This window comes from Synechococcus sp. O70.1, assembly GCF_047462215.1.
In the GTDB taxonomy this organism is placed as follows: domain Bacteria; phylum Cyanobacteriota; class Cyanobacteriia; order Thermostichales; family Thermostichaceae; genus Thermostichus.
On sequence record NZ_JANSIT010000004.1, the window covers coordinates 120,275 to 134,137 of the forward strand.

The 13,863-nt window shown below is 59.9% G+C and carries 14 protein-coding genes; 7 read left to right on the top strand and 7 right to left on the bottom strand.

Features of this window, described 5'->3' with window-relative positions; genetic code table 11:
- Window positions 1-41: 41 nt before the first annotated feature.
- From moeB to NW833_RS03740, 4 genes are all read right to left on the bottom strand, one after another.
- Entirely contained in the window at window positions 42-1,202 is a 1,161-nt protein-coding gene (gene moeB / locus NW833_RS03725; RefSeq protein WP_414405129.1) for a molybdopterin-synthase adenylyltransferase MoeB, read from the bottom strand.
- A gap of 2 nt (window positions 1,203-1,204) precedes the next feature.
- The gene (locus NW833_RS03730) at window positions 1,205-1,486 is read right to left on the bottom strand and encodes a MoaD/ThiS family protein (RefSeq protein ID WP_414395455.1); all 282 of its coding nucleotides are present in this window, start codon (window positions 1,484-1,486) and stop codon (window positions 1,205-1,207) included.
- A 111-nt stretch (window positions 1,487-1,597) separates the two neighbouring features.
- Window positions 1,598-2,071 (bottom strand): M67 family metallopeptidase, encoded by a 474-nt coding sequence (locus NW833_RS03735; RefSeq protein WP_414395457.1) that lies wholly within the window; start codon window positions 2,069-2,071, stop codon window positions 1,598-1,600.
- Window positions 2,072-2,209: 138 nt separating this feature from the next.
- Window positions 2,210-2,497: a DUF6464 family protein gene (locus NW833_RS03740; protein ID WP_414395459.1), complete on the bottom strand. Its 288-nt coding sequence runs from the start codon at window positions 2,495-2,497 to the stop codon at window positions 2,210-2,212.
- Window positions 2,498-2,716: 219 nt separating this feature from the next.
- Between NW833_RS03740 and hslO the strand changes: the two genes are divergently transcribed.
- Together hslO and NW833_RS03750 are read left to right on the top strand one after the other, a co-directional pair.
- Window positions 2,717-3,676, top strand: a complete 960-nt coding sequence (gene hslO, locus NW833_RS03745; protein WP_414411588.1) for an Hsp33 family molecular chaperone HslO — start codon at window positions 2,717-2,719, stop codon at window positions 3,674-3,676.
- A 175-nt stretch (window positions 3,677-3,851) separates the two neighbouring features.
- Window positions 3,852-4,889 (top strand): glycosyltransferase family 2 protein, encoded by a 1,038-nt coding sequence (locus NW833_RS03750; RefSeq protein WP_414411589.1) that lies wholly within the window; start codon window positions 3,852-3,854, stop codon window positions 4,887-4,889.
- Window positions 4,890-4,898: 9 nt separating this feature from the next.
- Here the strand turns inward: NW833_RS03750 and NW833_RS03755 are convergent, their stop codons facing one another.
- Complete coding sequence (locus tag NW833_RS03755) at window positions 4,899-6,125, bottom strand: YcjF family protein (protein WP_414411590.1); 1,227 nt, start codon at window positions 6,123-6,125, stop codon at window positions 4,899-4,901.
- Between the two features lie 236 nt (window positions 6,126-6,361).
- Between NW833_RS03755 and NW833_RS03760 the strand changes: the two genes are divergently transcribed.
- From NW833_RS03760 to NW833_RS03770, 3 genes are all read left to right on the top strand, one after another.
- Window positions 6,362-6,913, top strand: a complete 552-nt coding sequence (locus NW833_RS03760; protein ID WP_414410795.1) for a Dps family protein — start codon at window positions 6,362-6,364, stop codon at window positions 6,911-6,913.
- 140 nt (window positions 6,914-7,053) lie between these two features.
- Window positions 7,054-7,326 carry an Asr1405/Asl0597 family protein gene (locus tag NW833_RS03765; protein WP_414395469.1) on the top strand — a complete coding sequence of 91 codons (273 nt, stop codon included), beginning with the start codon at window positions 7,054-7,056 and terminating at the stop codon, window positions 7,324-7,326.
- Window positions 7,310-7,960, top strand: coding sequence for a (2Fe-2S) ferredoxin domain-containing protein (locus tag NW833_RS03770; RefSeq protein WP_414411591.1), 651 nt, complete (start codon window positions 7,310-7,312; stop codon window positions 7,958-7,960). Before NW833_RS03765 ends, NW833_RS03770 begins: the two co-directional genes overlap by 17 nt.
- Before the next feature lie 86 nt (window positions 7,961-8,046).
- Here NW833_RS03770 and thrC read toward each other — a convergent pair whose 3' ends face one another.
- Both thrC and NW833_RS03780 read right to left on the bottom strand, forming a co-directional pair.
- The gene (gene thrC / locus NW833_RS03775; RefSeq protein ID WP_414411592.1) at window positions 8,047-9,159 is read right to left on the bottom strand and encodes a threonine synthase; all 1,113 of its coding nucleotides are present in this window, start codon (window positions 9,157-9,159) and stop codon (window positions 8,047-8,049) included.
- A 70-nt stretch (window positions 9,160-9,229) separates the two neighbouring features.
- Window positions 9,230-10,729 carry an isochorismate synthase gene (locus NW833_RS03780; protein WP_414411593.1) on the bottom strand — a complete coding sequence of 500 codons (1,500 nt, stop codon included), beginning with the start codon at window positions 10,727-10,729 and terminating at the stop codon, window positions 9,230-9,232.
- 330 nt (window positions 10,730-11,059) lie between these two features.
- Here NW833_RS03780 and menA point away from each other — a divergent pair, with 330 nt between their 5' ends.
- Window positions 11,060-11,926: a 2-carboxy-1,4-naphthoquinone phytyltransferase gene (gene menA / locus NW833_RS03785; protein WP_414411623.1), complete on the top strand. Its 867-nt coding sequence runs from the start codon at window positions 11,060-11,062 to the stop codon at window positions 11,924-11,926.
- 169 nt (window positions 11,927-12,095) lie between these two features.
- Window positions 12,096-13,838 carry a hypothetical protein gene (locus NW833_RS03790; RefSeq protein WP_414411594.1) on the top strand — a complete coding sequence of 581 codons (1,743 nt, stop codon included), beginning with the start codon at window positions 12,096-12,098 and terminating at the stop codon, window positions 13,836-13,838.
- Window positions 13,839-13,863 lie beyond the last annotated feature (25 nt).

Sequence of the window (13,863 nt, forward strand, 5' to 3'; positions counted from 1 at the left end):
TCCTAGGGCGGACCACCAGGGAGGGCCAGAGCTATGGACTACTAGTATTTAGGAATGGAGGGATCGTAGGCTTCAGCCCAGGCAAGGATACCACCGCGCAGGTTTTTCCCCTCGATCCCGGCTGCCTTCAGGATCTTCAAGGCTTTGGCCGAGCGCACCCCACTTTTGCAGTGGACGACTAGCTCTGAGCCGTTGAGGAGCCGCCGCACCTGCTCCACTCCGTCCCCGTTTTCAATCTGGGGCAACGGGATCAAGTGGGCACCCGGAATCCGGCCCAGCTCCCACTCGTTGGGATTGCGCACATCGACAAGCACAAACTCCTTGCCGGCATCCATCCATGCTTTCAGCTCGTCTACCGTGATCTCGGGGATTTCTGCCTGTTCTCCAGCCCGCGCTTGCGGGATGCCGCAGAACTGCTCGTAGTCAATGAGCCGGGTAATGGGCGGGGTGTCAGGATTCTTGCGCAGCTTTAGCTCGCGGAAGCTCATCTTCAGGGCATCGTAAAGGAGTAGCCGCCCGCTTAGCGTCGTGCCGATGCCCAGCAGGATTTTCACGGTCTCAGTTGCCTGGATGAGGCCAATGATGCCCGGGAGGATCCCCAACACCCCCCCCTCAGCACAGGAGGGCACCAAGCCTGGCGGGGGTGGCTCGGGGTAGAGGTCGCGGTAGTTGGGACCGCCCTCGTAGTTGAAAACCGTTGCCTGCCCCTCGAAACGGAAGATGGAGCCGTAGACGTTGGGCTTGCCCGTTAAAACACAGGCATCGTTGACCAGGTAGCGGGTGGGGAAATTGTCAGTGCCATCGACAATCACGTCGTAGTTGGCAAACAGCTCTAGGGCATTGTCAGCCTTCAGGGCGGTGTTGTAGACATCCACCTGGCAGTAGGGGTTGATCTCCAGGATGCGGTTTTTGGCCGATTCCACCTTGGGCTTGCCCACCCAGGAGGTGCCGTGGATGACCTGCCGCTGCAGGTTGGACACGTCAACCACATCAAAGTCAACAATGCCAATCCGCCCCACGCCGGCTGCGGCCAAGTAAAGCAGCAGGGGCGAGCCAAGGCCGCCTGTGCCAATGCACAACACCTTGCCCGCCTTTAGCCGCTTCTGCCCTTCCAGGCCCACCTCCGGCAGGATCAAGTGGCGGGAAAATCGCTCCATCTCCTCGCGGGAGAGCGTGACTTGGCTGGTGTCTAGGTTCAACATGGTCACCACCCTCCGGCAATGGCAGGGACGATGCTAATGACAGCCTCTTCGCCTACAGGGGTGTCATCGCCCTGGGCCAAGTTGCGCACGTCCTCGTCATTGAGGTAAACGTTGACGAAGTTGCGCAGCTTGCCATCCTCCGTGTAGAGGTGCCGCTTGAGCTCACTGTAGCGGGTAACTAGGTTGCGCATCACCTCGCCAACGCTGCTACCTTCGATTTCGACCGCTTCCAGATTGTCGGTGTAAGGCCGCAAGGGGGCAGGGATCAAGATCTTGGTTGCCATAGGGGTTCGGGAAAAGAGTCTAGCGATCTTGAGGGAACACTTGAGGCTCTGGGATCCTCTGGCCAACTCTCCAGTCCAGACTACCGCTTTGCTCCCCAGCCAAAGAGAGGCTTAGAGCAAGGCAGGAGATGCCTCCGCCCAAACCTGGATGGGCTCCCGCTGCGGTTGTTCCTGCTCGTCCAAAACCCAGCTGGCCACCTCCTCTGCTTTGCCCTCGCGCACGCTGACGATCACGCAGGAAAAGCCCCAGGGGAAGGCATGCTGCCGGTCGAACTCGGAGGGGAGGGCAGGGTGGTTGGGATGGGAATGGTAGGTGCCTAGGATCCCTAGGCCCTTGCCACGAGCATAGTCGCTGGCTCGCTTGAAGTCAGCTGGCTCGATCAAGAAACGACGGCGGCTGGACTCCCCATCCGCCAAGGGGTTTTCAGCCTGATCCCAGCTGTTGGCCACCGGCCAAAGCTCGTGGACGAGCTTGTCAGATCCCTTGAGCTCGCCAATTAAAATGCCGCAGCCCTCGTAGGGGAAGGCCTGTTCGCCGTGTTGGCGGATGGCGTGGAGGTGCTCTGCCGAAAGGTAGAGGGCCATGAATCCCGCCTTTGCCGATGGAATTATCGTCCTTTATTCTGGCACAAATGGGCCCGGGCGTATCCTCCCCCCTCTGCTTGCGCCAGCGGTGTAGAGCACGGAAAACGCCGCTTGTCGCGCCCTGGGGTTATCCTGCAGCTACTCCGAGCCGCTGTGGCGGGAGGCCGGCGCTGGAGGGATAAGAGGCAGGTAGTGGGGGCAGCCCTGACAGGGCCCCTGGGGATTGACCGCGCAGCGCAACCATGCCGAGCGAGCGCTAAAGGCACAGGAGGGATCCCCTAGCGGTTGGCCAAACTCTCCAGCACGCTGGCGGCGCAGCAATACCACTTGTCGGCGCCAGTCCCGCAAAAATCGGCTATAGGCGTGTTCTTGCCAGCGGCGCTTGGCTGCATGTTGTAAGAGTTGGGCGGTGAGGTGATCCACCATAAAAGGCCAGAAGGCGAGGAGTTGTGTTGGATTGGCCTGGATCCTCAGGATGGCACACCTTAGTAAGGGGAGGGAAAAATTGCAAACTCTCTTTGCCCTGGGGATAAGCTGCCTATGATGGTATGGGGCAAGCTAGCTTTGATTTTAGGAAGTTGCAGCAAGCCCAAGCCGCTAGGAGATCCCGGCAAGCTGGCTTCTGAGAGGAGTATCGAGGTTGTGATGAAAGGCGCCTGCGGCTCAGAGCAATGGCAAAACCCAAAAGCCATCTCTGAAAGTCTTCCCCCCTCTCCTCCGGATTACCTAATCCGAGGTACGGCGGCAGAAGACAACATTCGCGTGGTGAGCGTTGTTTCCACTCAGGCAGTCCAGGAAGCGCGGGAGCGGCACCAGCTCTCCTATGTAGCAACAGTGGCGCTGGGGCGAGCCATGAGTGCAGCTCTACTGCTGGCGGCTGACCTGAAGGAACCCCAAGCCCGGATTGGCCTGCAAATTAGGGGCAATGGCCCCCTTGGTGGCATTCACGTCGATGCCGGCGTGGACGGTACAGTGCGCGGCTACGTGAGCAACCCGGCTATTGAACTTCCCCTCACCCCTGAGGGCAAGTTGGATGTAGGCCAGGCGGTTGGGCGCTACGGCTATTTGCACGTCGTGCGGGACTTAGGCTACGGCCAGCCCTACACCAGCACTGTAGAGCTGGTTTCAGGAGAAGTGGGAGATGACGTCAGCTACTACCTCACTTCCTCTGAGCAGATCCCCTCAGCGGTTCTGCTGGGGGTGAGCCTCGATTCCCAGCGAGTCCGTGCTGCCGGTGGAGTGCTGGTGCAGCTCCTGCCAGGCGCGCCGGCCAACTTGATCTCGGAGATAGAGTCTCGGCTAAGCCAGGTGGAGGAATTCACCCCCCAACTGGCCCGCGGCAAAGCTTTGCAGGAGCTGCTAGAAATTTGGCTAGGTGACTTGGATCTCAAGCTAGCGCCAGAGGTGCTCCCTGTCCGCTTCCATTGCCCCTGCAATTCCGAGCGGGTGAAGGGGGCACTGCGCATGCTAGAGCGGGATGAGCTCCTGGAGATGATCCAAACCGATGGGGGGGCGGAGGTGGTTTGCCAATTCTGCAACAAGGTCTACCGCCTTTCCGAAGACGAGCTGCGCTCGATTGTGGCTGAGATGTCGGCAAGCCAGTAAGGGTTGAGTTTGTCGACAAATCTTGGTGGACAAGCTTTCATCCCTGTCTTAGATTACTTACAGGCCAATGGCAAGAGCCACTTGCGTGGGTGGGTCAAAGGTTCAATCAGGCGAAAGGTCACAAAGCAACAGCAGTGACTCAAAGTCCCCCCTTGCCCAGGGCTCAACACAAGAGTTGCTAGAGAAAGAATCCCTACTTTTTTCCGATGTCTCTCTTACTCCTGAGCTCTCGGTTGTCATCCCCTGCAAGAATGAGGCAGACAACCTAGAGCACCTGTTTGAGCGCTTGCAGCTCACCTTGGATCCCCTGGGGATCCCCTACGAGGTTATCTGTGTCAACGACGGCAGCCAGGACGACACCCTAGAGAAACTCATTGCTTTCCATCGCCGCGATCCTCGCATCAAGGTGGTCAACCTTTCCCGCTGTTTTGGCAAGGAGATTGCCCTCACGGCGGGTCTGGATTACGCCTCCGGCAGGGCTGTTGTTCCCATCGACGCTGACCTGCAAGACCCACCCGAGCTGATCCCCCAGATGCTGCAGCTATGGCGGCAAGGGTACCAGGTGGTCTACGCTGTGCGCCGCAGTCGCCAAGGGGAAAGCTGGCTAAAACGCCTAACGGCCAACGGGTTTTACTGGGTGATCGAGCAGCTGAGCCAGGTGCCGATCCCGCGCAATACGGGGGATTTTCGCCTCTTGGATCGGCAGGTGGTGGAAGCTATCAAGCAACTGCGGGAGCGCACCCGCTTCATGAAGGGGATCTTCGCCTGGGTGGGCTACCGCCAGGTGGCCATTTTTTACGACCGCGCCCCCCGTTTTCGCGGCAAAAGCCAGTGGAATTACTGGCGGCTGTGGAACCTAGCCATAGAAGGCATCACCTCTTTTAGCTCTTGGCCACTGCGGGTGTGGAGCTATCTGGGCTTGGGGATCTCGCTAGCCGCTCTGCTGTATGGCCTTTTCCTCGTCGTCCGTACCTTGCTGTTTGGATCTGATGTGCCTGGCTACGCCTCTTTGGCGGTGATGATCTTGTTTTTGGGCGGGATCCAGTTGATTAGCCTAGGCGTGATTGGAGAGTACTTGGGCCGCGTTTTTGAAGAGGTCAAGGGCCGCCCTTTGTACCTAGTCAATGGCACCTTTGGGCTGGAGAGCTCCCCCCCTTTGCCTGCAGCAGAGTCCCAATCCGTCTATAGCTCCAGTTCGCTGCCTAGCCAATAGGAGCGGCCCTCACTCTTTTAGAGCAGTGCGCCTAGAGGCCGCATATTGTCGGTACTCGCGCACAAAGATCTCCTGCACTTCCTTTTGGGAGAGCTGGATCCCTCGAATTTCAGCGCGAGCAATGGCTTTCATCAGCTCAATGTAAGCCAAGCCCAGGGAAAGGGTGAGGGTGGCTGCTGTGGTGGATTGGATAATGCCGCCTGCAAGGGATCCCGCGCCAGGAATCATCTTTAGCAAGTTGGAGACAATCGCCCGCCCAGTGACCACTGCGCCCCCAATGCCCGCCAGACTCGCTATCAGAGAGTAGTAAAAGGAAGGAGAAGCTTTGTAGCCAAAGATAAAGCTAATATTGGCAATCATGCCCACTTGTGACGCTACCAGTAGAGGGGCATCCGCAAAAGGAAGGGGTGCGGCCCCGATGAACGCTGCGCTAGCCACATAGGCCGACACATACTTAAAAGCAGCATCAGCTTTGAGATCTACCCGCCACAACTGCTGCCGGATGAAAGCAAGGCGAGCGGCTTCCGGCAGTAGCTCCGACGTACAGCCAATCAGGTGCTCCAGCCCATGGGCGGGTATGGTGAGGTGTCGGTTAATGACCTTGTCCCGGGCCAAAACAGGAACGATGTAGCGAACGGGCAGATTTTGGCGCTGCAAGTACTGGAAAAACTCGCTCTCTTCGGGATTTGGGTATTCCAGACATTGGGTCAAGACCAGGATGACTGGCACATCTTTGAGTTCTAACTCTCTTAGCCACTCGCGCTCGGTTTCCTCCAGCCGCTTTAGCTCGTGGTGGATGCAATACCAAACAATGTGAATGTGATGTTTGGGATCCTTAAAGCGCAGCTCGTCGATGAGTTGGGCCACCTCGAGACGGATTTGGGTATTTTGTTCTCCCGCCAATTCCATGCCAGGTGTATCGTAGATGGTAATTGGGCAACCCTGCTTCGAGTACTTGCGAATGTGGCGGGTAACAGGGCTGCCAACTCCAGTGCGGGCCAGCTCGTCTTTAAACACCGCGTTCACTAAAGTGCTTTTGCCCACCCCGCTTTTGCCAATCACCAGGACGTTGCAATGGCCCATTTCGGCCTCCGCCTCCAGCAGGCTCTCTTGGAGCAGGTAGCCGGCCCAACCTTCTGGGTTCCCCTCTTGCCCCCGAGCACGCGCAACAGCCCGCTGGGTCACGTGAATAAGTCTTTCAATCCAGGAGGGCATTCTCGCCTCCGTCCGCGACATGATCTTTCCCCAGTGAGGGTCGGTACGGGATCCCTAATCCAGTGTGCCATCCTCTCCCCCACAGTTTCCGCCCCTGGCGCTTGTTCAAGAAGCTTTATTGAGAGCTATTCACAAGAGCTACTGGTTTGCCCTATGCTGGGGAAAAGTCAACACCAAAAACCCCTGCGTCGACTCAATCAACTCCGTTGGGTAGTCTGGGTAGATAGCTGTATCCTCACTTTGGAGAACCCTGCCCTATGTCTGAAACCTCAACCTTGCGTCAGGCCTTCAACACCGTCCGCAACAACGCTGTCCTGCTCGGCCCGGAGGTCACCCAGCCAATCTGCGAGGGGATGAACGCCCTTCTGGCCAGCTTCCAAGGGCTGTACTTGCAATACCAAAAGCACCACTTTGTGGTGGAGGGCACTGAGTTCTACCCCCTACACCAACTGTTCAAGGATCACTGCGAGCAGGTGAGGGAACACGTCCACGACCTGGGAGAGCGCCTTGCTGGTTTGGGGGGTGTGCCAGTGGCTACCTTTAGCAGCTTGGCCAAGCTCTGCTGCTTTACCCCTGAGCCCGATGGCGCTTTCGAGGCCCGGCAAATGTTGAAGAACGATCTGGCTGCGGAGCAGGCCATCATCGATCTGCTGCGGCGCCAGGCTGCTCAGGCGGAGAGCTTAGGGGATCGCGCCACCCGCTACCTCTACGAGCAGATCTTGCTGAAGACGGAGGATCGGGCCTTTCACCTCAATCACTTCCTGGCCAATGACAGCCTAGTGTTTGGCTTGATGGACGCCAGAGCCTAGCCCAGATCCAGAGCAGGCTTGCCGGTCAAGGGGGCCTGCTGCTTGCAGGCAGACCTCATTTTTGCAACGTCTTGTTGAAAACTTATGTCACTATTGCCTAGCTGCATTTAGACTTATTTGCCGAGGCTTTGCTTCTGGCCATGAACCCCCTGTCCTATGGAAGTGGCTATTGCTTGCAGATCCCGCTAGGGGAGCGCTGGCGCATTCGGCGGCGGCTGGTGGAGTTGGGGATCCCAGCAACCTGTACGGGAGAGGGCTATTTGCAGGTGCAGGTGGACTCGCCTTTGGCTGTGGTGCAGGTGCGCAGCGTGATCCGCCAATACACGGCGCGGCGGCAGGAGTTGTTGGACAGCCTAGAGGCTTGTTGGCGCCTCAACGCAGAGGCTGGCGGACAAGATGAGCAAGTTTGCTAAGCAAAGGATCCCGTTTGAGGTAGAGGGCCAGTTTCTAGGATTTCTTCCCGACAAGGATGGCAAGCTCAAGTACTTGCGCTGGCAGGCCGAAGCAGCAGTGTTTGTCGGCAAGATCCCCAAGCCGCTGCGTTCCGCCCTCTACCGTACCCTCAAGCCAGGGGATAGGGTGCAGATTGCGGGGGAGCGGGAAGTCGATCTGCTCAAGGAGCGGGAGAAATGGGTGCTCTACCGCGTGGTTCCGCTCGGAGAGAGGGCTGGGTGTATAGCTTCCGGGGCCGAGGCAGATCCTAAGCTGGTTGCTCCAAGGGTTAAAGGTAAGGTGCTGGTCTGCCAAAAATCCAACTGTTATCGGCGTGGAGCCGGAGCGGTTATGCAGGCCCTGAACTTCCACTTGGCTGCCTACTCTGGCTCAATTTGCGTGGAGGGGGTGGGCTGTCTGAAAGATTGCCAGCGGGGCCCAAACGTGGTGTTCCTGCCCGACAAAGTTCGCTACAGCGGTGTTTCTCCGCAAGCTGTCCCCGCCTTGCTAAAGCGGCACTTTCCGCTAGTTCAGCAGGCTGACCAAAGCCAGGCTGCTGCAAGCCAAGGTGTACAGCCCGAAGAGCGCAAGCGGGCCTTGGCGCTGTACTGGTAGTCCCCGTTCGCAACAGCAGCAAGTTCATTTGCCTAGGGATACGTTGAGCGAGGAGGTCATGCTCCCGCTACCCGAATCCGGCAGCCCTAAAAGCCCATCAAGCGGGCCACAGCAGCCAAGTCGGGAAGAACCCCCGCGTGGATGGGAGCAGATCCCTGTTGGGCGGCCGTGTCGGGATCCTTAAGGCCGTTGCCGGTGAGCACGCACACCACCTGGGCGCCGGCAGGCACCTGATCCCGCCATTTCAGCAATCCCGCCACTGCAGCGGCACTGGCCGGCTCGCAGAAGATCCCTTCCTCTCTTGCCAGCAGATGATAGGCGGCCAAGATCTCCTCGTCAGTTACACTGTCTACCCGCCCACCGCTGACTTGGACGGCCGCCTTGGCCTTCGCCCAACCGGCAGGGTTGCCAATGCGGATGGCCGTGGCCACCGTTTCTGGGTGCTCCACGACACGGTTGAGGACGATGGGGGCGGCGCCAGCAGCCTCAAAGCCGTAGAGCCGTGGGCGACGGCTGGCCTTGCCTCGCTGGTAGTAGTGGCAAAAGCCCATCCAATAGGCGGTGATGTTGCCGGCGTTGCCTACCGGAATACAGAGCCAATCGGGGGCATCTCCCAAGGCATCCACCACCTCAAAGGCGGCAGTTTTCTGCCCCTCCAGCCGAAAGCGGTTGACAGAATTGACCAGTGCCACCGGGTAGGCTTCCGCCAGTTGCCGCACCATGGCCAGTGCCTGGTCAAAGTTGCCCCGAATGGCAATGATCTCCGCCCCATACATCAGGGTTTGGGCCAGCTTGCCCTTGGCCACATAGCCATCAGGGATCAGCACGTAGGCCCGCAAGCCCCCTTTGGCCGCATAGGCAGCGGCTGCTGCTGAGGTATTGCCGGTGCTGGCACAGATGATGGCCTCTGCCCCCGCCTCTTTGGCTTTGGACACCGCCAGGGTCATGCCCCGATCCTTGAAGCTGCCCGTGGGATTGAGGCCTTCCAGCTTCAGGTAAACCTGGCAGTCTCGCCCCAGCCGTCGGCTCAGCGCAGGAGCGGGGATCAAAGGGGTATTGCCCTCATGCAGCGTCACTACGGGGGTGTTGGGACTGACGGGGAGCCACTCCCGGTAATGCTCGATAACGCCGGGCCAGAGACCCACTTGGGCGCGGGATCCGGCCCTGGGCAGGGAATAGGTGGGATTGAGGGTAACCATGCTGCGGACAAGGCCAGCTCTCTAACTTTAACTGTTCGAAGACCGTTGTAGCGGCTTGGCCAGCTCTCGGCTAAGGACCCAGGGGATCTGGCGGCCGGAGGGCCAGGGCCTGGACCAGCGCGTGCAGCTTGAGGCGGATCTCAGCCACCTCCTGCTCGGGCTTGGAGTCGGCTACGATGCCAGCGCCAGCATACAGGCGGGCCCGCTTCCCCTCAATCAGGGCTGAGCGGATCCCGACCACCAACTCGCCATTGCCCTGTAAGTCCACCCAGCCCAAGGGGGCGGCATAGCTTGCCCGATCAAAGGGCTCTAGCTGCGCCAGCCACTGCAGTGCTGCCTGCTGGGGGTAGCCTCCTACAGCGGCAGTGGGGTGGAGTTGGGCCAACAGGTCAAACAGGTGGACGTGGTCGGGAAGTTCCGCTTCGATAACAGTTTGCAGGTGCTGGATGTGGGCCAAACGGCGCAGCCGTGGCTGAGGGGAGATCCAGGGATCCATCCCCAGCCAGCCCAGAGCCTCCTGAATTGAGCGCACCACCCACTGGTGTTCGCGGCGGTTTTTGGGGCTGCGGAGCAGCTCCTCGGCCAAGCGGCAATCCTGGGGCCCGGTAGAGCCGCGGGCAGCCGAGCCCGCCAAGGCATCGATCTGCACCCGGCCTTGCCACACCGAAAGCAGTCGCTCTGGGCTGGCTCCCAAAAAGACTTGGGGAGGCAAATCCCCCTTGCTTTCTGAGGCAAAGGCAAAGACGCTGCAGTCGGGATGATAGGCCTCCAGGTAGGCCAGCAGCGAAGGGATGGCGGGGGGAGAGGGCAACGCCAGGTCTACCGCTTCCGCCAGCACCACTTTCTCAAGGGATCCCGCCCGAATGACTTGCAGGGCCTTTTCAATTCGCGCCAAGAGGGCCTCTTCTGCCAGGGCCACCTCCAGAGGGGGCTGGGGCCTCCAGGCGGGCAAGGGGGCCTGGGCAAGGCGCTGCATGTGGGCAAAAAAGGCGGCGATCTGGCCAGCTAAGGCTGCCAAGTCGCTGTCGGGGCCAATTTCTAGGTTGAGCCGCGCCACCGTCACCTCCCCCTGCAGCTGCCATAGCTGCCAGCGCGGCAGAACCAGCGCTGCTCCGCCGCCACTGTGGGGGGCAAAGCCAAAACGGCAGAAGCACAATAGGCGCTCCTGGGGGCTACTTGGAGCCGGAGCGGTGTGAACATGAGGCTGCAGAGCTTGCACAAAGTCTCGCGCCACCTGGAATCGCTTCTCTCCGGCAAGATCAGCCCGCCGCAGGGATCCCCACCCCAGCACTTGCACCCGTTCCCCCTGCACCGTGTGGGCAAAGTAGCAATAGCTAGGAAGGTGCTGGAGAGGAAGCAAGCTCAACTCTTGGGCCAGGGCCGCCAGGGGATTGAGCCCGGGGAAGGGCCAGGCCAAGCTGAGAATCTGAGGAACCCCCTTTGCCCGCGCTAGCTGTTGGTAGGCTTCTAGGAGGGGCTTTTCCTTCTCTGGCCAATCAGCAGGGCTTAGCGGCGGCCGCCCGGCTCTTGCCGCGCCGTGGACATTCCAGGGGAAAAGAGAGGAAGTCATGCGCAAAAAAGAGGGAGATAATCTCACCTTGGCCGAAAACAAGACAAGCGTCGATAGAGACTTGGCAGGGCGCTTGAACCTACGGTTCGCTTCCGCGAACAAGACAAGGAGAGGAGCCAGGGGCGAAACTTGAGGAGCTTCTTCACAGATTGCAAAGTTCCTTAGATCTTTGGAGATGGGAACAGGAGCCCCCTAACCTAACAAGTACGGGACCAAGCCAATACCACCATGCCTGCCCAGCCGCAGCCGCCTAAGACAAATCCAAAGGCTAGCCAAGGCCAGCTTGGGGAAGAGAGCAGCCGCGATGCTTCCTTGCGGCGACAGCTGTGGATGGCTGCCCTCAAGCCCCCCATCTACAGCGTGGCCATCATGCCCATTTGGGTGGGATCCGCCATTGCCTACGCCCAGGTGGGTGCAATGGACGTGGAGATTTTGCTGGTGTTTTTGGGGGCGGCCGTTTGCCTTCTAGCTTGGGTCAACCTCAGCAATGACGTGTTCGATGCCCAGACAGGAGTGGACAAAAACAAGCTCCACTCGCTAGTCAACCTGACGGGCAAGCCGGCGCAGGTGTTCTGGGTCGGCAACGCCTTTCTGGCCCTAGGGCTAGCCGGGATCCTCTGGCTGAGCTGGCGGCAGGGGGATCCCACGGTGTTGCTGTTGGTACTGCTAGCCTGCGGGCTAGGCTATGCCTACCAGGGGCCGCCGCTGCGCCTGGGCTACCAAGGGCTTGGGGAGATCCTCTGCTTTTTGAGCTTTGGGCCACTGGCGGTTTTGGCTGCCCACTACAGCCAAAGTCGGACTTGGTCGTTGCCGGCCTTGGCAGCCTCGCTGGTGGTGGGAATGGCAACCAGCTTGATCTTGTTTTGCTCCCATTTCCATCAAGTGGAAGATGATCGCGCTGCCGGCAAGCGCTCGCCAGTGGTTCGCCTGGGCACCCGCCGCTCCGCCCGCCTCGTCCCCTGGATCTGCGGCAGTATTTTTGGCCTGCTGCTGCTGTTTGTGGGGCTGGGGATTTTCCCAGCTTGGACGCTTCTGGGTTGTGCCGGGATCCCGTCTGCCGTGCGGCTTTCCCGGCTGCTGGGCACCTATCACGATCAGCCGCAGCGGATTAGTCATTCCAAGTTCATTGCTGTTGGCCTCCACTTTTGGCTGGGGCTGTTTCTGGGGCTGGGCTTTATCCTCAGCCGCTTGGGTTAGTTAAGGGGAAGACGGGGGTTGTGATCTAGATCCTCCTGCTGCTGGCAAACTGCGCTAAGCTACAGCCTAACTGCCGGGTTGAGGAGCTGGGGATCAAAGCGGAGAAGTCGTAAGGATGCGGCAATTTTTCCATTCCAATCTAGGGGTAGCGCTCTTGGGGAGCGGGCTCTTGGCGGCTTTGGTTGCCTGGGCCTTGGCTCTTGAAATTGAAGAAGTGAAAGTGGAGCCTTTTCCCCCAGATCAGCCCCTTTCGGTCAGCCGCAAGGTGGACATTGTCGGACAGCAGGGGGGACGCCGTCGTTGGCGACTCATCGCCGAACAGGTAAAGCTGGCTGCCGGGCAACAGGTGTTCGAGCAGGGAGCGCGGGGCTACTTCTATGGAGACGGTGTCGATGCCGGGGAAGGCGCGCCGAGTCCGTTTTTTGCCAGCAGCAAGCAGGTGACTTGGCGGGCCAAGCGAGCCCGCTACGATGCCACTGCCGACGAGCTGTACCTGGAGGAAGAAGTGGAGGTTAGAAGTGACGACGGCAGCTTGCTCCTGACTAGCGCCTTGAGGATTACCCCTGCAGAGCGCATAGAAGTGCCAGCAGCGTTTACCGTCAAAGGGCAAGAAATGGTGCTGCAAGGCCGCTCCGGCTCGTTTAACTTTCCCTTTGCCCTCCTCAGGGCCGAGCAGGGCAAGCTCGTTGTCCTGCCGGGGGAGGGTCTGGACGGCGCCACCTCCACCACCATTACCGCTGACCAGCTCACCTACGACCGCAGCCAGCAGGTGGCCGAGGGGAAGGGCAACCTGCGCATCCGCGAAGGGGGTCTTGAGATTCGCGCCCCCCAAGGCACCTACCTACGCCAACAGGCGCAAAGCATTCTCTCGGGTGGCGTGGTGTTGCAGGAGGTGGCTGCTAAAAGCAGCCGGGATCCCCTCCTGGCCGACCTGCGCTTGGCCCAGGCTGCTCCCGCTTCCGCGGCAACTCCAAACCCCCAGAACCAGGAAGTTACCATCATTGCCGACCGCCTCACCTACGACCGCAACACGCAAGTTGCCCGCGGGGAAGGCAACCTGGAAGTTCAACAGGGGGAAACCACCATCCAGGCAGCTCAGGGCATCTACCGCCGTCGCGAGTCCCAAAGCCTGTTGACAGGGGGAGTTACCCTGCGCGAGCCTGGGCGGGTGCTCACGGCTGCTCGTTTGGAGGGCAACCACCGCGACAAGATCTTCGTCTTTGAAGAGAATGTGCTCTACCGGCAGATGGCCACCTCCACGCCGGCTGGCGGCAGCGGATCCCTGACGGAGGAGCTGCGCCAGGCTGAAACGGAGGTGCGGGCTGCCCGCCTGGTTTACAACTCCCGCACCGGCACCTCGGAGTTCAGTGGGGCCGTCGAGTTTATCCAGCGGGGGCGGAAAGCCAAGGCCAACCAGGCCATCATCACCCCTGAGAAGGTGGAGCTGCGGGGAGAGGTGGTGATCGAGCAGATCGAGGGAGACTGGCTGGCGCGGCGCCTCCAAAACCCCCAGACTCAAGCGGATGTGGATCAACCGACGGTGATCTACGCCAACCACGTGGAAATTGAGCAAGCCAGCGGCAACGCCCGTTTCTTTGGTCAGGTGGTCATTGTGCAAGCCAACCGCGCTGTCGAAGGGGATCGGGCGGAGTACTCCGACCAAGAGCAGATTTTCAGAATTACCGCTGAGCGGGCTCCTGTTCTGCTTTGCGATCGCGGCGAGCTCAATCCAATTCCCCGCAAAACGACCGAGGGGCTGCCCGGCCGCGATGCTCTGGATCACCTGTGCCGAGGCGCCAACCGCCTCAGCGGCAAGCTGGTCACCCTGAATATAAAGCAGGATGAGTACACCGTCGAAGGGGACGGAGAGCGGCAGGGGATGGTTCAATTTCGCCTCACCGATGCCCTCTGAAGGGATCCAGCTCTTGCCTTCCGTC

What these genes read in the sequence shown, in the direction of transcription:
- moeB (WP_414405129.1), bottom strand. Translation starts at nt 1,202, where the DNA reads ATGTTGAACCTAGACACCAGCCAAGTCACGCTCTCCCGCGAGGAGATG.
- NW833_RS03730 (WP_414395455.1), bottom strand. Translation starts at nt 1,486, where the DNA reads ATGGCAACCAAGATCTTGATCCCTGCCCCCTTGCGGCCTTACACCGAC.
- NW833_RS03735 (WP_414395457.1), bottom strand. Translation starts at nt 2,071, where the DNA reads ATGGCCCTCTACCTTTCGGCAGAGCACCTCCACGCCATCCGCCAACAC.
- NW833_RS03740 (WP_414395459.1), bottom strand. Translation starts at nt 2,497, where the DNA reads ATGGTGGATCACCTCACCGCCCAACTCTTACAACATGCAGCCAAGCGC.
- hslO (WP_414411588.1), top strand. Translation starts at nt 2,717, where the DNA reads ATGAAAGGCGCCTGCGGCTCAGAGCAATGGCAAAACCCAAAAGCCATC.
- NW833_RS03755 (WP_414411590.1), bottom strand. Translation starts at nt 6,125, where the DNA reads ATGTCGCGGACGGAGGCGAGAATGCCCTCCTGGATTGAAAGACTTATT.
- NW833_RS03760 (WP_414410795.1), top strand. Translation starts at nt 6,362, where the DNA reads ATGTCTGAAACCTCAACCTTGCGTCAGGCCTTCAACACCGTCCGCAAC.
- NW833_RS03765 (WP_414395469.1), top strand. Translation starts at nt 7,054, where the DNA reads ATGAACCCCCTGTCCTATGGAAGTGGCTATTGCTTGCAGATCCCGCTA.
- NW833_RS03770 (WP_414411591.1), top strand. Translation starts at nt 7,310, where the DNA reads ATGAGCAAGTTTGCTAAGCAAAGGATCCCGTTTGAGGTAGAGGGCCAG.
- thrC (WP_414411592.1), bottom strand. Translation starts at nt 9,159, where the DNA reads ATGGTTACCCTCAATCCCACCTATTCCCTGCCCAGGGCCGGATCCCGC.
- NW833_RS03780 (WP_414411593.1), bottom strand. Translation starts at nt 10,729, where the DNA reads ATGACTTCCTCTCTTTTCCCCTGGAATGTCCACGGCGCGGCAAGAGCC.
- menA (WP_414411623.1), top strand. Translation starts at nt 11,060, where the DNA reads ATGGCTGCCCTCAAGCCCCCCATCTACAGCGTGGCCATCATGCCCATT.